Here is an 18,969-nt window from a genome sequence, read left to right on the forward strand (position 1 = left end):
TGGCTGACAAACGGGTCGATTTGGCTGATAAATCTCTAAATTGGCTGACAAAACAGATCGATTTGGCTAATAAATCCTTAAATTAGCTGACAAATCAATATTTCGCTGATAAGTTATTCGAACTTACTAACAAAATGAAATTTATTCAGCTAATAATATCAAAAAAGCTTGTAGAAGAACCGTTTCTACAAGCCAACCAGTATATTTTCATCCTGTTAATATATCTTCCTTTGGATAACGCACTTTCTGTTCCTTTTGATGACGGGCAAATGAAAATACTAATGTTAAAGGGCCTAATTTTCCAAGGAACATGATAAAGATAATGATCAGTTTCCCAATTTCAGATAAGTCTCCTGTTAATCCCATTGTGAGTCCAACGGTACCGAAAGCAGACAGGACTTCAAAAGCAAGTTTTATAAAAGGCTGATTTTCTGTAATGGTAAGGAAGAATATCGCGATAAAGATAAACAGGATACTAATCATTGTAATGGCTAAAGCTTTAATAACGAATGTATCAGCAATGGTTTTTCGAAAAACCACAATAGCGTTCTTCCCTCGTATAAAGGTAGTTACAGCTAGAATAAAAATAATAAAGGTTGTCAGCTTAATCCCCCCGCCTGTAGAAGCACTCCCTGCTCCAACAAACATGAGTAAGGTCATGAAAAACGCAGTGGGATCCTCAAGACCGCTGAGATCAACCGTATTAAATCCAGCGGTTCTAGGGGAAACGGCTTGAAAATAAGTGGCCCAGAATTTCTCCCAGCTGGTTAAAGGGCCTAATGTGTTTGGATTATTGTATTCTAAAAGAAAAATAATAATCATTGATGCTATGTTTACAGCAATCGTACTAATAATCATAAGCTTTGAATGTAAAGATAAATCTCGAAATCTTTTTGCTCTTTTCAAATCAATTAAAACCGTAAAACCAATACCGCCAATAATAAATAAAAGCGAAATCACGAGATTAATGACAGGATCACCTACAAAACCCATAAGATTATCTTCCCAAAGAGCAAAACCTGCATTATTGAAGGCTGAAACAGAATGAAACAAACTGTAGTAAAGACCTTTTGCTAAACCGTATTCAGGGACAAAACGTATCGAAAGTAAAATGACGGCGCAGCCCTCAATCGCAAAAGAATAGATAAATAAATTCCGAACAAGCCTAATAACTCCCCCAAGTGAAGTCTGATTTAAAGCATGCTGCATAACGAGCCGCTCTTGAAAGCCTATTTTCCTTCCAAGCATGAAATAAATCAAAACAGCAAACGACATAATACCTAAGCCGCCTAATTGGATGAGACACATAATAACAATCTCCCCAAATAAAGTGTAGGTTGATCCCGGATCAACTACATTTAGACCTGTTACTGTCATAGCAGATGTGGTTGTGAAAAGTGCATCAATCCAAGAAATGGAGTGCTCCGTAGCTATGGGAAGTTTTAATAGGATCGTCCCGACACCAATAAAGAAAGCAAATACAAGTACAAGAAGACGTGGAGGACTGATCTTTAATGTTTTATTCATCATGACTAACATGCACCTTTTTCCCAATAAAACAAAAATGTCTTTGCATGAAAATTCCCCCAATAATTAAGCTCTTTTAAAGAGTTCCCCAAAATAACGTGTTTAATAAAATACTCCTGAAAAAGGGGAATGTCAATAAAAAATTCTTAGTTAAGAAGGGGAGAGAGTAAAGTCTTTTAATAAAAATGAAAAGGAATGGCTCTTTAGAACCACTCCTTTTCTGCATTCATTTCAATATAGTCTTTTAGAATAGCTTTCTTCAAGAGATGTATGAATGGTTTCACTATTTACATCTGGTAAATTAATATGATCTGCTAATATTTGAGGTGGATATGGCAATTGATCTTTGGAGGCCCAAGTTTCTGGGTACCAAAGTTTAGACCGCTTAAAGGCCTTGGCACAATGTATAAAGCACTCTTCTACCTGAACCCCGATGCCAAGTGAAGGGACCTTGCCTTGAACCGCCATTTTTTCGAGAACATCCGAATCTTTAATAATGCATGCTTTTCCATTTATTCTTAAAGTTTCTTCGAGGCCTGGAATGACAAAGATAAGACCGATATGGGGATTAGCAATGATATTCCTCAGCGAATCCATCCGTTTGTTTCCGGGTCTTTCAGGTATAACTATATGTTGTTGATCTATTATATGTACAAAACCTGGCGCATCCCCGCGAGGAGAGGTATCGCAGTTTCCATGTGTATCCGAGGTTGAAATAAATAGAATTGGAGACTTTGCGATAAAATCCTTGCAGTGATGATCTATATGATGGATTACCTTATTTGCCACATTTTTGCTGGGCGTTCCTAATAATGTGCGAAGTTCTTCCTCGGAAGAAATGGTTTCCTTAAAAATCATTATATATTTCCCTCCTAAAAATCTTTCAAGCTCCTAATCGATTCCGGGACATTCTTATAAATCGAAGCTGAGGAATGGAAATGCCGATTAGGATAAGAGCAATTCCAATTGTTTGTGCACTTGTTATTTTCTCCCCCAATATAAGCATGGCAGCGACAATTGCAGCAGGCAGTTCGGCAGACCCAACAATGGTAGCTAGCCCAGCGTCAATTTTCGGTGTTCCAATTGCAAAAAGGACGATTGGAAAAATCGCTCCGAAAAACGCCATGGATAAACTATATTTCCACAGGCCATCGAGGTGAACCCCATTTGTAATAAGCATAGGACCTGCAATGAATAAGAGTACGATAAGTCCTCCAAGTGTAATAAAAACACTTCGTTGAATAGTCGGCACACCTGTTGCCACTTTCCCGCTTGCAAAAATAAATAATGCATACGTAACAGCAGATAAAAATCCATAAACCAAACCATCAATTTGAAGAGGCTGGGCGCTGCTGCTCAAAAGATTACTAGCAAAAACCGTACCAATAATTAGAAAGATGACAGAAAGAATCTTATTTTTGCTTGGCATCTTCTTTTCATATAGGGCTTCTATTAATATACCAATCCATGTGAATTGAAATAAGGAAACAATTGCTAGGGAAGCAGAGACACGCTCGAGGCTTAGTCCATAAAAAATACCTGTCAAGCTTAAGGCAGTGCCGGTTAACATAAGTGCCCCAGCTTGTTTAAAGCTAATTTTTACCCGTTTAATAAATGGATAAGTTATTAAAAGCAACAAAAAACCAAATAAGTACTGGCTGCCAGTTAACTCATAAACCGTATGGCCGGCTGTTAGACCTGTTTTGACGATAGAAGCTAAAATCCCATAACTGCAGGCACCGATGAAAATAAAGAGTGAGTACTTCAAGTTATTCATATGCTGTTGCTCCTTAAACATATTCAATAAGCTAATCTTAACATTTTCTTACAATCCTGAGTGATTATTATTTAAGTGTTGGACTTTCTCCTTGAGAAGGCTCCTTGTCATCATCATGAGAAGATTTTCCTAACTCCTTGTTAATAAAATAAAAACCGCTCAATGACACAATCGTAAAGCCCCAGTTTAGTATTTGTCTTAAAATAATTCCTTTATCAAATGCTTCTACACCATATTGTTGAATAAGCCACGTTTTAATAGTTGCCAAAATGATAAACTTAAGGGCAAAGCCAGCGGTAATCCAGCCGAAGATGGTTAATATTTTCTTCTCAAAGAAAAGGGATTTCATCTCTGAACGATCCTGCCCTTGCATTTCAGTCAAATCAAGCGCCATATATAAAAAAATGGGCTTTTTGACAATAATGGTCCCAAAGAAAACAACGCCTAAAATATAGGAATAAATGACATTATTCCAAAGGAGCTGAAGGGCTGAACCTGCTAGTACATCGATGAGGAAGGTAATGATCAGATTGGTTAGTAAATAAATACCGAAGAAGTTAATTTTCTTGAGCTCAAAAAAGCGGTATAGGCTGTAAAGAATACCTGGTACTGTGGATAGAATCATGGCCAAGTAATCACCTAGCCACTCGCGGCCTAAGTTCCATACTGCCAAGGGAAACACAACGTAAAAAACAATATCAAGCAGAACAATATATTTCTTCAAATAACCACATCCTACAAAATAGTTATTGTAATAGTTCACGATTTAGAAGCCAATTCCTCTTTTTAACGGAAAAAGCCAGTGAGAAATCTCACTGACTTTTCATCTGTCTTATATTATTCTCCTAAGTAAGCACTAAGCATCCAAATATGAGTATCAATTTTCCCTATCAGCCCTACAGCTAGATCATTAGTCGCGTCTTCATTATGTTCGTCAGCCATATCGGCTAGCTCTTTTAGCTCCGATTTTAATTGCTTGTAATCGGCAATTAAACTTGAAACCATTTCATCTGAAGTTGTTTCGCCTTTTGTTTCTTCGATCGTTGCCAGGCTTAAGTAATCCTTCATTGTTGCGACAGGTGTTCCGCCAATTGTTAGCAGGCGTTCAGCAACTTCATCTACAACACTTGCAGCCTCATTGTAAAACTCCTCGAACTTCTCATGAAGCGTAAAGAAGAATGGGCCTTTTACTAACCAGTGATAGCGGTGAAGTTTTGTGTAAAGGACACTCCAATTTGCAATTTGAACATTTAATGCTGAATATAAGTTTTCCATAATTTCATCCTCCTCTGTTATGCCTAAATTTATTATAACATGTACAATATTAAAATCAATACTAAATTATAATAATTATAATTTAGTATTAAATATTAAAAAACCTAGCCATAAAAGAGCTAGGAGTAATTGTTATTAGTTTTTCTTCTTTTTTCAAATGAATACATAAATAATATTACCAATGATCATTCTCCTTTGATGCATTTCATTTTATGGAGGCACGACATGTTAAAAGTTGAAAGCGGCGTATCAAGCAAAGGCTGAAAAAGTTTAGCATTAAGTGGATAAATCATCTACAATATAGGAAAGGTCGCATTCAGTAAGGAGTTTTATGATGCTCATTAGTTTATTTTTTCTATTAGGTGCCTGCATTAGTGTATTATCTGGTTTCTTCGGGGTTGGCGGAGGATTTATCTTAACCCCTTTGCTCATGCTTATTGGGTATTCTCCTATTGAAGCGGTGACGACAAGTTTATTATTTACACTTGGAACTTCATTTTCAGGAATCACAACACATATCCGCTTAAAAAACATCCTTTGGAAAAATGGAGTCATTCTCGGCATAAGCGGAATTGCAGCCACTCAGCTGGCAAAGCCATTTGTGCTTTTCTTGGAAAATAGAGGCTTGGATGAATGGGTTATCCCGATTTTCTATATCATTTTACTCTCTTATTTTGCAATGAAAATGTTTAAACAAGGGCGTAAGGCAGAGGGGGCTGAAAAAAGCAATCCTGTCGCCCCATCAATGATAAAGATGATTCTTATCGGTGCATTCGCCGGATTTGTTTCTGCAACATTAGGTGTAGGCGGGGGCTTTATTATTGTTCCGCTTTCGGTTGCCTTTTTAGGATTGGAACCAAAGAAAGCAATTGGAACAAGTCTTTTTACCATTTTTCTAATCGTTCCAGTAGCTTTTTTATCCTACGCATTCACGGTTCCGATTAATTATAAAGTAAGTTTGCTTCTTGTTGCAGGCGGCCTAATCGGCTCATCCTTTGGCGCTAAGCTGACGAGATATTATGAAAATAAGGAAATAACCCTGCTGCTTAGCAGCATCTATATTGCAACCTTAATAAGTGTCATCTTTAAACTTATCGGTTTAAGTATAGTCGGACTTATTTTATTAGGCTGCTTTATTCTGTATTTCTTTATTAAATCAATGATGAAGGTTCAAAGCTATCGTGCAAAAATAAAAGGATCAGCATGAAAAAATCGGGCGGAAATGCCCGATTTTTTGTGAATGAGGGGAATGGTACATTAGCTACCTATCATATTAGATTAGTTGGCTCTTTTAGCCACGTATTTGGAATCAGATGCAAACATATAAGCTTTATGGTGGTACCTAATACTGAATATAAGACCCATTGCCATCATATTGCCCATTAAGGAGCTTCCTCCATAGCTTATAAAAGGAAGGGGGATACCTGTAATCGGCAGAACTTGAATGGTCATCCCGATATTTTGAAAAACGTGGAAAGTAATCATACTGATCACACCCACACAAATATAAGTATTAAATGGATCCTTCGTTTCAAGAGCTGTTTTCGTCAAATGATAAATGAGGAGGAAAAATAAACTAATGACCAAACTGCCGCCAATAAATCCATATTCTTCACCTATTACGCTAAATATAAAGTCAGTATGACTATCAGGAATATAAACCTGTCTTTCGCTAAAGCCTTTTCCTGTTAAAAGGCCGGAGCCGATGGCCTGCAATGATTTATACAGCTGCAATCCGGCGCCCTGTTTGTGGCCGGCTGGATCTATCCAGGAGTATATTCGAAACAATTTATACGTTTGAATATTAAAGTGTTTTTCCAAAAACTCAGGCGCCCAAATGACTAGGTATAGAATGGTTCCGCCAAAAACGGTACCTAATCCATAAATGGGGACAATAATCTTCCAAGAGATCCCTGATACTAAAATAATGCCTGTTGCAATAGCGATGATTACTAGGGCTGTACCTAAATCCTCAATAATAATCAGACCTAACGGAACAGCTGTTATGATTCCAAGTTTAAATAAAAGAAATAAATCAGTTTTTATCGTTTTGACGATGAACTTTTCGTAATGATTGGCAATGACTCTGCTTAAGGTAATGATAAGGAAAACCTTAACGAATTCAGATGGCTGAAAGGAACCAAGTGCAGGAACTTTATACCACAGCCTTGCACCCTTTATTTCTGGTACTAAACTTAGAGGTGCTATAAATAACCCAATGAGAAGCAAGATTCCCAGCCCGTAAAGAATCCAAGAGAGTCTTTTAATTTGTTCACTGTCAAAATACATGACAATTCCAATTATCACAATCCCTACTACATAGTTCTTTACCTGGCTCAACACAAAATTACCTTCATATTGTCCAGATGCTTGCCCGCTATATATAGCTATACAACTTATTAAAAAAAATATAAATAAAAGAAGACACAATGTCCAATCGAATCGTTCGGCTACTTTTATTGGCTTATTCATTAAGCATACACCTATTCCTATTATTCTTTCCATTTCATCGTAACAAAGAAAAAATACCCTTTCAATGCCTTTTCCTGCTGCATACTTATATGACGAAAAAATAAGCCTAGAAGTTTCCGAAAATAAAAGCACGGAAAAAGATCCATGCTTTTACATAAGATGATTAATAAACATTGTCGCAATCCCAAAGTATGTCACAAGTGAGAAAATATCATTTAATGTTGTAATTAACGGTCCTGAAGCAACAGCAGGATCGATTTTGAAACGGTACAAAATTAAAGGAATGATCGTTCCTGCTAATGTCCCAATGATTAATGTTAGAAATAAGGAACTGCCAACCACGGCGCCTAGAATTGCGTTGCCTTGCCAAAAAAAGGCAATGAGTGAAATTAAAACTCCGCAAATCAAACCAATAATCAAGCTTACCCCAAATTCTCTCATAATGAGATGAATTACCACTTTCTTGTCGATATCATTAGAAACAAGCCCTCTGACAACGACAGCAAGAGATTGAGTTCCGGTATTTCCTGTCATCCCAGAGATCATAGGCATAAAGAAGGCTAGAGCCACGACTTTCTGCAGAGTTTCTTCATAGCCGCTAATAATACTGCCTGATAAAATTCCGATAAATAAGAGCAAAATCAACCATGGGAGCCTTCGATAGGCAGCTACGAAAGCCTTTGTTTCGAAATCAATCGACTTCCCTGTAGCAGAAAGTTTTTCAAAATCTTCATTTGCTTCCTGAATGACAACATCAATAATATCGTCAACTGTCGCTATCCCCATCAACACATTTTCTTCACTGACAACTGGGATCGCAAGAAAGTCATATCTTTCAACGAGTCTTGCTACTTCCTCCTGATCGGTAGTCACGGAAACCGAAATAACTCGTTCGTACATAATATTTTTAATGACCTCGGTAGGCTCAGCAATCAGGAGGTCACGGTAAGATACAACGCCGACCAGTTTCCGGTCTTGATCAATGACATATAAATAATTGATGGTTTCAGCAAATTCAACAAATGATTTCAGTTTTCCAACCGCGTCCATAACGGTATAATAATCCCGAATCCAAACGAAGCGGTTTGTCATCAACCGCCCAGCTGTTTCTGGCGGATAATTCATAATGTCCTGAACAATTTTGGATTCGCTTTTCTTCATTCCGGAAAGAAGCGAAGCGATTTTTTCAGGGGATAAATCATCCAAGAGAAGAGCTAAGTCATCGTTGTCCATTAAATCGAGAACTTCTCCTGTTTTCTCGATACCTAATTTATTTAAAACCTCAAGCTGATCCTCTTTGCTTAGCTCTTGAATTAAGTCAGCAAGCCGGTCAACATTCATATAAAGCAAAAAACGTGTTTTATGCTTTTCTGGAAGGTCTTCGTAAATTTGGGCAATATCATAAGGCTGCAATTCATCGAGAATGGTTTCAAACTCTTTTTTCTTATTTTCTTTTAATGTTTTAATAATGTGAAGAGTGATTTGATTTTCTGTCATATTCTGAATCATTCAACTCACACTCCTTTCGCGGGAATGAGGTTTAATCTTTAAGGCACTTGCGCCATAATGAATAACATACCATGATTATTATAAAAAAATTTGCTATTGAAAGAAATGCCGTTATGATAAATATAATTGAAACTTTTTTGAGGAAAATAAAATAAAGTGATTCATTACCTTGATTTTTATTGATAAGATGATTCTGTTATTAAATATCTTATTAAATTGACTCTTTTATTCTGAAGATGTAAGCATTTTTTATCGCAGATTAACGGGCTGTAAGACCCCCCACTTCAAGAAGTTGAGTAAAACTAAAAATTTCTAAGTGGAGGATCAACAGCCCGTAAAGGCCCGATTGGTTCAACTAACAATCAGTGGGGGATGAAAGCCGACTAAGATTGTCACGTCCTGTGGCAAACATTGGCACTAGCACGTCTGTGCGTTGGTAAACCCCCACTGATTGAAGTTTCACTTATCATACGTACGGAGGTTTCACCATTGAAAAAGAGGAATCATAATATTCGAGATATCATCTATATTCATTTGAATGAACGTGAGCAATATGTCATGACGTACGGAATTGAATTTTCTGAGTTCACACAAGCTTTGTTCGATTCGATAAACAATCTGCTATTGTTAAAGCATCGCTATGATGATGCTGACTTTAATATGCACACCTTACATGAATATGTATCAAAAGACAAGCTGAGAAAGCTAATGGATAAAGATGTATATGGGTATGGTGATTTCTGTTGGATTGATTTCGAAGAAGAAGAGGATTTAAATGAGCTTTCGGGCCAAGCCATCGCAGAGCTTTTATACATTGGCCATTTGAAGGAGCATTTGAAACCGCCCTTTTATAATAATTTGAGCAATCGGTATGTTTATTTAGCCCATGATGACGGCTGGTTTAATAAAACGTATTATCGGGATTTTAATGATTTTTTCCGAATGCTTGGGGAAGTCATTCCTGAAAAGATGGTCCATACAAAGGTAGAGAAATCATTGCTTGGCTTGAAGAAAAAGAAAACCTATCCGCCGATATCAAATGATATTCTTCGTACATTGAAACCCCTTATGAGAGAAGGGGTCATTCTGTCTATTAAGGATATTGACCAAAGTCGGGCAAAAATTGAAATTCCAGTTTGGCCGATAGGCGATTTTGCCGATATGGATGAAATGTATGAGGAATACGAATATATAGTGAAAACTCCATGTGCTGCAAAGCTTGTCTTTGATAAAAAACTGAGGGAATGGAAAATGTACGGCCAATAATAGAGGTAGACATCTGTTATTGGTTTTTGCATGAGTAAAATATAACTTTACCCCATTTTCTAAAAATATAGTGTATAATCAGAAGTGCGGAAAAATTTCATACATAATTTAAAGAATGGGTGTTTTCTTACAAGGAAGACTTAAAAGGGAAGTTGGTGTTATTCCAACGCGGTCCCGCCACTGTAAATGGGAGCTTACTGCATTTGACCACTGTACAAGCAATGTATGGGAAGGCGCAGAAAAGCGATGACCATGAGCCAGGAGACCTGCCTAATTCTTATGCACCACAAGCCTACGAGGATAGGAGGTGTTTGACAGGTACAAGCCTTTATTTTCTCGTATGCCTATGCAAACATCTCCATATTACATGTGGGGATGTTTTTTTATTTCAAAAAATGTGGGATTCAGATCAGGGTTATCCCGTATTTCAAAATTGGAGGAATTTAGAATGAAAAAGCTTTATTCAGTATTATTCGCATTGCTGCTGGCTATCGGCGTTTTGGCAGGATGCGGGGGAAGTGCAGAAGAACCAACTGAAAATACTGCAGAGAAGGAAACGCAGCCAGCACAAGAGGAGAAGGCCGATTTTCCGGTTACAATTAAGGATGCCCTCGATAATGAGGTTGTTATAGAGTCGAAGCCTGAGAAAATTGTTTCTCTGCTTCCAAGTAATACAGAGATTGCATTTGGATTAGGTTTAGGTGAGGAAGTCGTTGGGGTATCTGATTTTGACAATTATCCGGCTGAAGCTGCAGAGAAAGAAAAAATTGGCGGTATGGATTTTAATGTTGAAAAGATTATTTCCTTAAGCCCGAACCTAGTATTGGCACATGCATCTAGCGCTCATAATGCAGAAGCTGGTCTTCAGCAACTAAGAGATGCGGGGATTACTGTTCTCGTAGTCAATGATGCGAAAAACTTTGATGAAGTGTTTGATTCCATAAATATGATAGGTACAGCTGGTGGAAAGAAGGAAGAGGCTGAAAAGCTTGTTTCAAGTATGAAAGCAAAGCTTGAAGAGATTAAAGAAAAAGCAATAACAATCCAGGATGCAGATCGAAAAAAAGTTTTTGTTGAAGTATCCCCTGCTCCGGAAATTTATGCCGTTGGAGCGAACACGTTTATGGATGAAATGCTTAAAATGATTCATGCAGATAACGTTGTAACCGAAGAAAGCTGGCCAAAAATGGATCCAGAGGCGGTAATTGAAAGAAATCCGGATGTAATTATTACAACTCACGGATATTATACAGAAGACCCTATTGGCAACGTGCTTGGCCGCGATGGCTGGCAGGAAATTAATGCAGTTAAAAATAATCAAGTGGTAGACGTTGATTCTGATACCGTTACCCGTTCAGGCCCAAGGCTTGTTGAAGGAGTAGAACTACTTGCAAAAGCTATTTACCCGGAAACATTTAAATAATAAAATTTTTGCTTATATATTTGCAGTCGGATTTCTAGTTACCGCCATGCTGCTAGGCATTTCCATTGGAACGGTTTCTGTTCCTGCGATGGATATTATTAAAATTATTGGTGCAGAAATTTTCCGCATGACACCAAATGAACAAGTTGATTCGATGTTTTCAAATATTGTTATGAATATCCGTCTTCCTAGGGTTATTCTGGCAGGCTTGGTTGGCGCATCTCTCGCAATTGCGGGAGCCGCCTTCCAAGGTTTATTGAGAAATCCTCTCGCAGACCCGTATACGCTAGGCGTTTCTTCAGGTGCCTCGGTGGGAGCTGTTATTACTCTATTCTTCGGACTTTCCATTCCATTTTTGGGCCTATTTACGCTCCCGCTATTAAGCATCCTTTTTTCCTTTGCTACCATTTTTCTTGTCCTGCTGTTTGCCCGCCAAGTGGAAAGGTCGATGAAGGTAGAGACGATTATTTTAACAGGTATTATTTTCAGTTCCTTCTTAGGAGCTTTCATCTCACTGATGATTGCTTTAACAGGCGAGGAATTAAGGCAAATTATTGGCTGGCTGCTTGGCAGTGTATCGATGCGCGGCTGGGCTTATATCAAAATTATCATTCCATTCTTTATTATTGGGTCAGTTATCCTGATCATAAATAGCAATGAACTGAATGCTATGTCCTTTGGGGAAGAAAGAGCCCAGCATATAGGCGTGAATGTGCAGAGAAGAAAGATGATGATTCTTATTGCAGGCTCGATGCTTACAGGAGCGGCTGTGGCGGTTTCGGGTACGATCGGTTTTGTAGGGCTCGTTATTCCGCATTTGACTAGGCTGCTGTGGGGACCAGATCATAAGCATTTATTGCCTTTATCCATATTAACAGGCGGCGGCTTCCTTATTCTTGCCGATCTTGTAGCAAGAACCATTATCTCTCCAACCGAGCTTCCGATTGGGGTTATTACAGCGCTTATTGGGGCACCTGTATTTGCAATCATTTTGATGAAACGAAGAACGGAAAGAAGAGGATAAATCATGCTCAGCGTCCAACAGATAACAGGAGGATATACAGGAGATTCTGTCATCAAGAATGTATCCTTTGAACTGGAAAAAGGAGAGTTATTCGGGATATTAGGTCCGAATGGAAGCGGAAAAACAACGTTGCTCAAAATGCTTAGCGGCATTTTGCCTTTTAGCAGCGGGGAGGTCTTATTAAAAGGAAAATCATTAAGTGATTACTCCACAAAAGAATTGGCGAAAATCATTGCTGTTCTGTCGCAGCATTCCAATCAAAGCTTTTCCTATACCGTAAAGGAAACGGTTTCTTTAGGGAGGTATGCTCATCAAAAGGGATGGTTTCATTCGTGGTCACAGGAGGACGAACAGATAGTAAAGCAGGCAATGGAACAGACAGGCGTTGGGCATTTTGAAAGCCATAATCTTCATGAGCTTTCAGGTGGAGAAAGACAAAGGGTTTTCTTAGCACAGGCACTGGCGCAGGAGCCTGAAATTTTGCTGCTGGATGAACCAACGAACCATCTCGATCTTTCCTTTCAAAAGGATTTGCTTGATTTATTAAAAAGCTGGACAAAAAATCGCGGCCTGACGGTTGTCTCTATTTTTCATGATTTGAATTTAGCAGGTTTATATTGTGACCGGCTTTTGCTGTTAGAGAAGGGTGAAATTAATATAAACGACACACCAAATGAAGTTTTGCGGGAAGACCGAATACGAGGGGTCTACAAGACGAAGATTGAAAAGCATCCCCATCCAAAGGTGCCTGCCCCTCAAATGGTGTTACTCCCTGAAGACTTAGCAAGAGATCAGGAATGTTTATGCCTAGATGAAAGTTATCTAGAGCTTTCTGATCAACATGTTGTTTTCCGGTCGCCTATCCCTCTTCGAACAATGTCATCGGGAGTTGTTGGCTCCGGAACAGGTTGGCATCAACTATTTGTGAATCGCCATGTGGATAAAAATTATGACTGCAGTGATCATCGGAAAGAGATGGTTGAGTATCTAAAGGCTCATGGGTTTGAGCCAGGAGAAACCGTGGGCATGATGACAGCCGTCATGCTTCAGGATGTGAGCTATCAGCTTTATCAAGAAGAAAGTTTTGCAGCGTTTATTATTGTAACAGCAGGTGTAGGAAACGCTGTTGACGCAGCCAAAGCTGATGAACATGCTTTTCAATTACAGCCGGGTACGATTAATACATGGGTTTTTGTCAGCGGAGACATGACGGAGGAGGCCATTATCCAGAGCATCATGACTGCTACGGAAGCAAAGGTAAAAGCGTTGCAAGACCTAGAAGTAAAGGACCCTGTTACAGGCACAATCGCCACAGGAACATCGACAGACAGTATATTAATTGCATCTACTCAAAGAGGCCAGAAGCTAGAATATGCCGGCACCATCACGCCGCTTGGAAAAATGATCGGTAAAGGCGTCTATGAATGTACAAAGGAAGCGATTCAAAAGAGCAGAAAAAGGGTGAAGAAATGATATTGTATCACCTGATTGCCCTGACGATTGCCATACTAATCGATCTAGTCGTAGGTGACCCGCCACACTATCCGCATCCTGTTAAATGGATGGGTTCTCTTATTTATAAATTAGACAAAAGCTGGAATAAAGGAAGCTCGAGAAGATTAAAAGGAACAGTCATGCTGTTAACAGTTTTACTGACAGTAGGTGGTATATCTCTCCTGCTTGTCAATGTCATGTATGGGATCCATCCGCTTGCTGGCATACTTGGGGAAGCTATTTTGATTTCAACCGCCATTGCACAAAAAAGTTTAAAAGAGGCTGCTCTGACTGTTTACAATCCTTTGAAAAAGGGAGATCTCGCGGAGGCTAGACATAAGCTATCTTATATAGTCGGCCGGGATACTGATAGGCTAGACGAGCCTGAAATTGTAAGAGCGACCGTTGAAACCGTTGCTGAAAATACGAGTGATGGGATTACGGCTCCGCTTTTCTGGGCGTTAATTGGAGGAGCTCCTCTTGCACTTATTTATCGGGCGATTAATACATGTGATTCGATGGTTGGCTACCGCAACGAGAAATATGAAGACTTTGGCTGGGCTTCTGCCCGTCTAGATGATGCGGTTAACTGGATTCCGAGCAGGCTGACGTCTGTCTGCATGCTGTTTGGAAACCGTTCTTTGCACACTAGTACGAAAAAAGTGCAGGAAATTATTTTACGTGATGCAAAAAAACACCCAAGCCCAAATTCTGGCTGGGGAGAGGCGGCGGTTGCTGGGCTATTAGGTATTCAGCTCGGCGGCATCAATTATTACAAAGGAATCGTTTCGAATCGGGCAACTATGGGGGATCCGATTTTTAAACTTGAAAAAGAGCATATTCTTAAGACAAATCATATTGTTACACGTACTATTCCAATCTTTTTATTCTTGCTGTGGATAGGAGGAATGCTCATTGAATTGGCCCGTACATGGTTCTAATCCTCAGTATTTATTTACTGCATTAAATATGCCGCTGCCAGATCATATGATTGATTTTAGCGCAAATATTAATCCGCTGGGCCCACCTCCGATCTTGAAGGAAAAATGGGGGGAGCTTTTTTCCTTGATAGCTGATTATCCCGATCCAAAGGGACAGAAGTTTAAAAAGAAACTGGCTGAAAAAGAAAACCTATCGGAAAGACAAATATTAATTGGTAATGGGGGAGCGGAGCTGATTTCACTTATCGGTAGGATGCTTGCCGGAAAAAGAGTTATGATCGTTCAGCCAGCTTTTTCAGAATATGAAGAAGCGTGCCGGATTAACGGCTGTACGATCGATTATCATCAGTTGAATCCAGACAAATGGGAATTGAATGTAGAAGCGCTAGCAGAAAAATTGCACTATACGGACGCATTATTTCTGTGTAATCCATGCAATCCAACAGGTGTTTATTATTCTAAGTCTCAACTGATTGAACTGATGAATGAATGTCAAAAACAAAATTGCCTTTTCATTATGGATGAAGCCTTTTATGATTTCCTTTCCGAGTATGAGTCAATGGTTCCTTACATATATGAGTTCTCGAACTTGCTTATCATTCGATCCATGACGAAAATGTTTGCGATACCAGGTTTGCGATTAGGATACGTGATGGCAAATCAAGCCATCATTGATCATTTGGCAAGCTTTCAGCCGCATTGGAGCATAAACGCACTTGCCTTACAGGCAGGAGAATGGTGTCTTGAAAGTGAATCTTATGTAAAGGAAATTAGGGAGTTAATTGATAGGGAAAGAGAAAGACTATTTAATTTTTATAGTCAGAAAGAGTTAATGCTATCCCCTTCACGAGTTAACTTTTATTTATTAAAGGACCCATTGGTTCAAAATCAGCTTCCGCTTTTTCAATTTTTACTCTCAAAAGGAATCATTCCAAGGCATACGATGAATTTTCCAGGACTAGAAGGTGCCTGGCTGCGTTTTGCAATAAAGGGTCCAAAGGAGAATGACAAACTTATGGGGGCGATAGAGGAATGGCGGAGTCGTCCATAATCTTTATTAGCGGCGGTGTTCGGAGCGGAAAAAGCAGCTTCGCTGAACAGCTTGCAGCAGGTGAAGCGGAAAATACAGGCGGACAGCTTCATTACGTTGCTGCAGGACAAGCGAGTGATTCGGAGATGAAGGATAGAATCCAACGGCATCAAAAGGACCGTCTGAATAGTGGCTTAAGCTGGCAGACGTGGGAAAAGCCCACTAAGCTGCAAGAACTCTCGGGTGTCTTTACCAATACAGATATTATATTGTTAGACTGTTTAACAACTCTATTAAATAATGAGTTCTTTAGTGTGGATGAGCAATGGATGAAACCTGAATTTCAACAAAAGGTCATGCAAGGGATTCTAGAGGGACTTGAACAGATTTCGCGAAATTGCCATCGGCTCATTGTCGTCAGCAATGAAGTATTAAATGAACCGCAAGGGAGCAATGAGTTAGTCTTCATTTATAGGAGAATGCTTGGTCAGCTCCATCAGCAAATCGTTGCCAAAGCTAAACAAGCTTTTCTTGTGGAGGCAGGCATTCCCATCCTGATGAAAGGAACAGAATGAGCATGAAAGGGATTATGATACAGGGAACAGCTTCAGACGTGGGGAAAAGCTTAATTGTTACTGCCCTTTGCCGGGCGTTTTCTAATAAAGGCTATAAAGTAGCACCATTTAAATCACAGAACATGTGCAATTTTTCTTATATAACTAAGGGCGGCAAGGAAATAGGCCGATCTCAGGGACTGCAGGCTGAAGCAGCCAAAACAGAGGCTACTGAATGGATGAATCCTATATTATTGAAGCCAAGGCCCAATCAGAATTCAGAAATTGTTTTACTCGGGCAGACCTTGGAGACTGTCTCTGGAAAAGGCTATCGGGATTTGTTTTACGAAAAGGGATTGCAAACGATTGAAACGGCGCTTGAGAATTTATCAAAAGAATTTGACCTGCTTGTGATGGAAGGAGCAGGGAGTCCGGTTGAAATCAATTTAAAGGATAAAGAGCTTGTTAATATGAAGGTTGCCGAAATGGCTGATGTTCCGGTGATATTAGTAGCAGATATTGAAAGAGGCGGTGTCTTTGCCAGCATTGTCGGCACATTAGAGTTACTTTCTGCTGCAGAAAGAGCCAGGGTGAAGGGGCTCGTTATCAATAAGTTTCGCGGTGACCCTACGTTATTCGAGGATGGAGTGGAATGGCTGGAGGAAAGGACGGGTGTTCCTGTTCTGGGCGTTCTTCCTTATGTAGAAAATCATATGATTGAAGAGGAAGACTCTCTTTCAATGCCTACCGGGAAAGCCTTTGTTATCGAAGCATCCCGTCCCAATGAATTAGAGGATGAGAAGTATGACGAACTCTCCTCCCGATTATTGGAGCATCTCGATTGGGAAAGGTTAGAGGAGATTATTTTTAGCTGGGGTATGGCTGATGAAGTGGTTTAAAGGATTACTTATCAACCTGCAGTTTTTTACTTCGATTCCAATCCCTTTCGAACTGTCAATGGATAAAGCCCATCTTGAAAAATCGATTAAGACTTTTCCGCTTCTGGGCCTCATACAAGGGGTCATATATGCATTGATTCTTTATGGCTTTCTCCACTGGACTCCGTTTTCTCTTTTAACCGCTGCATTTGCAGTGTGGCTTGCGGGGATTATGTTGACTGGCGGGATCCATCTTGATGGGTGGATGGATGTAAGTGATGCGTTCTTTTCTTATCGGGACCGAGAGAAAAGGCTTGAAATCATGAGTGACCCGCGGACAGGTGCCTTTGGTGTGTTATCTGTCATCGTATTATTAAGCGCCCGTTTTCTATTTATTTATGAGATTATCCAAATGATCCATTCGGTTTCATATGTGATGATCGCATTGCTGCCGTTTTTCAGCAAAATAGTGATGGGTGTTTTGTTATTAAAAGTGAAACCGGCTAAAAAAGAAGGCTTGGGCACGCTGTTTAAACAAGCGGCTAATGAAAGAACCCTCGTTGTCTATCCGATTTATATCGTCATTTTGCTTATCATTGCAGCAGTTTTTCTAAAGGAAGTCATTTGGGGGATGCTCTTCTTTATTTTTGTCTCAGGATTCCTTTTTCTTTTTTTACGAAAAAAAATTAGTAGCTGGTTTGGCGGAATGACAGGGGATGTGCTCGGAGCAAGTGTAGAGGGGACGGAGGTGCTGCTATGGATGACATTGTGGTTATTGCATTATTTCGCCATGGGCTGACAGAGGCAAATAAACGACAAGCTTATCTTGGCTGGACGGATTCACCCCTATGTCAAAAAGTAGAAAGAGTTTCGGAAAAATATGATTATCTCTTTTCAAGTGATTTAGGAAGATGCTTAGAGACGGCAAACATGATGTTTCCTAATGACACGGTTCATAGAATGGAAGAATTTCGGGAGATGAACTTTGGCGGGTGGGAAGGAAAAACATATAAAGAGCTTGAGAATGATCAGGAATATCGGCATTGGCTTTCCGATTCCTTTACCAAAAAGCCGTCAGCGGGAGAATCGTTTGATGAGTTTTCTGAACGAGTGGATTTAGGCTGGAGCAAGGTGACCGATATAATTTATAACCTTTCTTTGGAAAAAGCAGCAATTGTCACACATGGAGGGGTCATCCGGGCATTATTAACGAAATGGGCACCGATGGAAAAGGGCTTTTGGGAATGGGAAGTCCCCCATGGTAAAGGCTATGAGCTCATCTGGAATCGGGAAGATCTTAGGAGGGGTGAAAGATGCACTTTGTTACGGGAGGCGCCTTTAATGGCAAATCTAGATGGGTAACAGAATATTATCAATTAGAGGATACTCCTCATTTATGGATTTCCTGTAATAAACATGAACTCGCTCCATTGAGATTTGATGATGATCCAATCGTTATTCTTGAAGGAATTGAAGCTTGGCTAAAGGAGTTATCAGGTCAATATGAAATCGGTCAAGCACGGAAGCAATGGCAGCTTCAGCTTTCTGAGTGGATTAATTGGGAGAATGAAGATCCGCGCAGAAAAATAATATTAATAGGAACAGATATGAATAAAGGAATTGTTCCGATGCTTGCAGAAGATCGTAAGTGGCGAGACCTGACCGGCTGGGCTTATCAGGATGCCGTTCGAGCAGCAGGGCGAGTAGATTTAATCTGGTATGGGATTAGCCAACGGTTAAAATAAGAAATTAGCTATGAATGTAAGAGATTCATTCTAAAGGTATTACAAGCTTTACAG

General features: G+C 39.6%; 18 protein-coding genes, 1 pseudogene and 1 riboswitch. Of the genes and pseudogenes, 12 read left to right on the forward strand and 7 right to left on the reverse strand.

All coding sequences use genetic code 11. From position 1 onward, the window contains the following. Positions 1 to 207 precede the first annotated feature (207 nt). The 5 genes from V7164_RS04600 to V7164_RS04620 form a co-directional block, all read right to left on the reverse strand. A complete protein-coding gene (locus V7164_RS04600) occupies positions 208 to 1,530 on the reverse strand; it encodes a TrkH family potassium uptake protein (RefSeq protein ID WP_335345141.1) in 1,323 nt (440 codons plus the stop codon). A 228-nt stretch (positions 1,531 to 1,758) separates the two neighbouring features. Next, a complete protein-coding gene (locus V7164_RS04605; protein ID WP_335345142.1) occupies positions 1,759 to 2,385 on the reverse strand; it encodes a pyridoxamine 5'-phosphate oxidase family protein in 627 nt (208 codons plus the stop codon). Between the two features lie 25 nt (positions 2,386 to 2,410). After that, entirely contained in the window at positions 2,411 to 3,304 is an 894-nt protein-coding gene (locus V7164_RS04610) for a DMT family transporter (protein WP_335345143.1), read from the reverse strand. Between the two features lie 67 nt (positions 3,305 to 3,371). Then, positions 3,372 to 4,028 (reverse strand): VC0807 family protein, encoded by a 657-nt coding sequence (locus V7164_RS04615; RefSeq protein ID WP_335353493.1) that lies wholly within the window; start codon positions 4,026 to 4,028, stop codon positions 3,372 to 3,374. Positions 4,029 to 4,141: 113 nt separating this feature from the next. After that, positions 4,142 to 4,579 (reverse strand): Dps family protein, encoded by a 438-nt coding sequence (locus V7164_RS04620; RefSeq protein WP_335345145.1) that lies wholly within the window; start codon positions 4,577 to 4,579, stop codon positions 4,142 to 4,144. A 331-nt stretch (positions 4,580 to 4,910) separates the two neighbouring features. Here V7164_RS04620 and V7164_RS04625 point away from each other — a divergent pair, with 331 nt between their 5' ends. Next, positions 4,911 to 5,786 (forward strand): sulfite exporter TauE/SafE family protein, encoded by an 876-nt coding sequence (locus V7164_RS04625; protein ID WP_335353494.1) that lies wholly within the window; start codon positions 4,911 to 4,913, stop codon positions 5,784 to 5,786. 71 nt (positions 5,787 to 5,857) lie between these two features. On the opposite strand, the gene V7164_RS04630 is transcribed toward V7164_RS04625, so the two are convergent. Together V7164_RS04630 and mgtE are read right to left on the reverse strand one after the other, a co-directional pair. Beyond that, positions 5,858 to 7,051: an FtsW/RodA/SpoVE family cell cycle protein gene (locus V7164_RS04630; RefSeq protein ID WP_335345147.1), complete on the reverse strand. Its 1,194-nt coding sequence runs from the start codon at positions 7,049 to 7,051 to the stop codon at positions 5,858 to 5,860. A 150-nt stretch (positions 7,052 to 7,201) separates the two neighbouring features. Next, complete coding sequence (gene mgtE, locus V7164_RS04635) at positions 7,202 to 8,560, reverse strand: magnesium transporter (protein WP_335345148.1); 1,359 nt, start codon at positions 8,558 to 8,560, stop codon at positions 7,202 to 7,204. Positions 8,561 to 9,049: 489 nt separating this feature from the next. Here mgtE and V7164_RS04640 point away from each other — a divergent pair, with 489 nt between their 5' ends. From V7164_RS04640 to V7164_RS04690, 11 genes and pseudogenes are all read left to right on the forward strand, one after another. Beyond that, on the forward strand, positions 9,050 to 9,826 hold the full coding sequence (locus tag V7164_RS04640) for a hypothetical protein (protein WP_335353495.1): 777 nt from the start codon (positions 9,050 to 9,052) through the stop codon (positions 9,824 to 9,826). 100 nt (positions 9,827 to 9,926) lie between these two features. Continuing rightward, a riboswitch (cobalamin riboswitch) is annotated at positions 9,927 to 10,114 on the forward strand. A 160-nt stretch (positions 10,115 to 10,274) separates the two neighbouring features. Continuing rightward, positions 10,275 to 11,249: an ABC transporter substrate-binding protein gene (locus V7164_RS04645; RefSeq protein ID WP_335344666.1), complete on the forward strand. Its 975-nt coding sequence runs from the start codon at positions 10,275 to 10,277 to the stop codon at positions 11,247 to 11,249. Then, positions 11,215 to 12,273, forward strand: a complete 1,059-nt coding sequence (locus tag V7164_RS04650) for a FecCD family ABC transporter permease (RefSeq protein ID WP_335344665.1) — start codon at positions 11,215 to 11,217, stop codon at positions 12,271 to 12,273. The genes V7164_RS04645 and V7164_RS04650 overlap by 35 nt, the downstream gene beginning before the upstream one ends. A 3-nt stretch (positions 12,274 to 12,276) precedes the next feature. Then, on the forward strand, positions 12,277 to 13,746 hold the full coding sequence (locus V7164_RS04655) for a heme ABC transporter ATP-binding protein (protein ID WP_335344664.1): 1,470 nt from the start codon (positions 12,277 to 12,279) through the stop codon (positions 13,744 to 13,746). Then, on the forward strand, positions 13,743 to 14,708 hold the full coding sequence (gene cbiB, locus V7164_RS04660; RefSeq protein WP_335344667.1) for an adenosylcobinamide-phosphate synthase CbiB: 966 nt from the start codon (positions 13,743 to 13,745) through the stop codon (positions 14,706 to 14,708). Before V7164_RS04655 ends, cbiB begins: the two co-directional genes overlap by 4 nt. Next, a complete protein-coding gene (cobD, locus tag V7164_RS04665; RefSeq protein ID WP_335344663.1) occupies positions 14,683 to 15,759 on the forward strand; it encodes a threonine-phosphate decarboxylase CobD in 1,077 nt (358 codons plus the stop codon). The genes cbiB and cobD overlap by 26 nt, the downstream gene beginning before the upstream one ends. Next, positions 15,741 to 16,313: a bifunctional adenosylcobinamide kinase/adenosylcobinamide-phosphate guanylyltransferase gene (locus V7164_RS04670; protein ID WP_335353496.1), complete on the forward strand. Its 573-nt coding sequence runs from the start codon at positions 15,741 to 15,743 to the stop codon at positions 16,311 to 16,313. Before cobD ends, V7164_RS04670 begins: the two co-directional genes overlap by 19 nt. A 2-nt stretch (positions 16,314 to 16,315) precedes the next feature. Beyond that, positions 16,316 to 17,035: pseudogene (locus V7164_RS04675) on the forward strand (cobyric acid synthase); the annotation flags it as partial. A gap of 142 nt (positions 17,036 to 17,177) precedes the next feature. Beyond that, positions 17,178 to 17,969, forward strand: coding sequence for an adenosylcobinamide-GDP ribazoletransferase (gene cobS / locus V7164_RS04680; protein WP_335344659.1), 792 nt, complete (start codon positions 17,178 to 17,180; stop codon positions 17,967 to 17,969). After that, on the forward strand, positions 17,927 to 18,532 hold the full coding sequence (locus V7164_RS04685) for a histidine phosphatase family protein (RefSeq protein ID WP_335344658.1): 606 nt from the start codon (positions 17,927 to 17,929) through the stop codon (positions 18,530 to 18,532). Before cobS ends, V7164_RS04685 begins: the two co-directional genes overlap by 43 nt. Next, positions 18,484 to 18,915 carry a bifunctional adenosylcobinamide kinase/adenosylcobinamide-phosphate guanylyltransferase gene (locus V7164_RS04690; protein ID WP_335344657.1) on the forward strand — a complete coding sequence of 144 codons (432 nt, stop codon included), beginning with the start codon at positions 18,484 to 18,486 and terminating at the stop codon, positions 18,913 to 18,915. The genes V7164_RS04685 and V7164_RS04690 overlap by 49 nt, the downstream gene beginning before the upstream one ends. The last annotated feature ends 54 nt before the right edge of the window (positions 18,916 to 18,969 follow it).

This window comes from Bacillus sp. JJ1474 (genome assembly GCF_036965225.1).
Lineage (GTDB): Bacteria > Bacillota > Bacilli > Bacillales > Cytobacillaceae > Cytobacillus.

What these genes read in the sequence shown, in the direction of transcription:
- V7164_RS04600 (WP_335345141.1), bottom strand. Translation starts at nt 1,530, where the DNA reads ATGATGAATAAAACATTAAAGATCAGTCCTCCACGTCTTCTTGTACTT.
- V7164_RS04605 (WP_335345142.1), bottom strand. Translation starts at nt 2,385, where the DNA reads ATGATTTTTAAGGAAACCATTTCTTCCGAGGAAGAACTTCGCACATTA.
- V7164_RS04610 (WP_335345143.1), bottom strand. Translation starts at nt 3,304, where the DNA reads ATGAATAACTTGAAGTACTCACTCTTTATTTTCATCGGTGCCTGCAGT.
- V7164_RS04620 (WP_335345145.1), bottom strand. Translation starts at nt 4,579, where the DNA reads ATGGAAAACTTATATTCAGCATTAAATGTTCAAATTGCAAATTGGAGT.
- V7164_RS04625 (WP_335353494.1), top strand. Translation starts at nt 4,911, where the DNA reads ATGATGCTCATTAGTTTATTTTTTCTATTAGGTGCCTGCATTAGTGTA.
- V7164_RS04630 (WP_335345147.1), bottom strand. Translation starts at nt 7,051, where the DNA reads ATGAATAAGCCAATAAAAGTAGCCGAACGATTCGATTGGACATTGTGT.
- mgtE (WP_335345148.1), bottom strand. Translation starts at nt 8,560, where the DNA reads ATGATTCAGAATATGACAGAAAATCAAATCACTCTTCACATTATTAAA.
- V7164_RS04645 (WP_335344666.1), top strand. Translation starts at nt 10,275, where the DNA reads ATGAAAAAGCTTTATTCAGTATTATTCGCATTGCTGCTGGCTATCGGC.
- V7164_RS04655 (WP_335344664.1), top strand. Translation starts at nt 12,277, where the DNA reads ATGCTCAGCGTCCAACAGATAACAGGAGGATATACAGGAGATTCTGTC.
- cbiB (WP_335344667.1), top strand. Translation starts at nt 13,743, where the DNA reads ATGATATTGTATCACCTGATTGCCCTGACGATTGCCATACTAATCGAT.
- V7164_RS04670 (WP_335353496.1), top strand. Translation starts at nt 15,741, where the DNA reads ATGGCGGAGTCGTCCATAATCTTTATTAGCGGCGGTGTTCGGAGCGGA.
- cobS (WP_335344659.1), top strand. Translation starts at nt 17,178, where the DNA reads ATGAAGTGGTTTAAAGGATTACTTATCAACCTGCAGTTTTTTACTTCG.
- V7164_RS04685 (WP_335344658.1), top strand. Translation starts at nt 17,927, where the DNA reads ATGGATGACATTGTGGTTATTGCATTATTTCGCCATGGGCTGACAGAG.
- V7164_RS04690 (WP_335344657.1), top strand. Translation starts at nt 18,484, where the DNA reads ATGCACTTTGTTACGGGAGGCGCCTTTAATGGCAAATCTAGATGGGTA.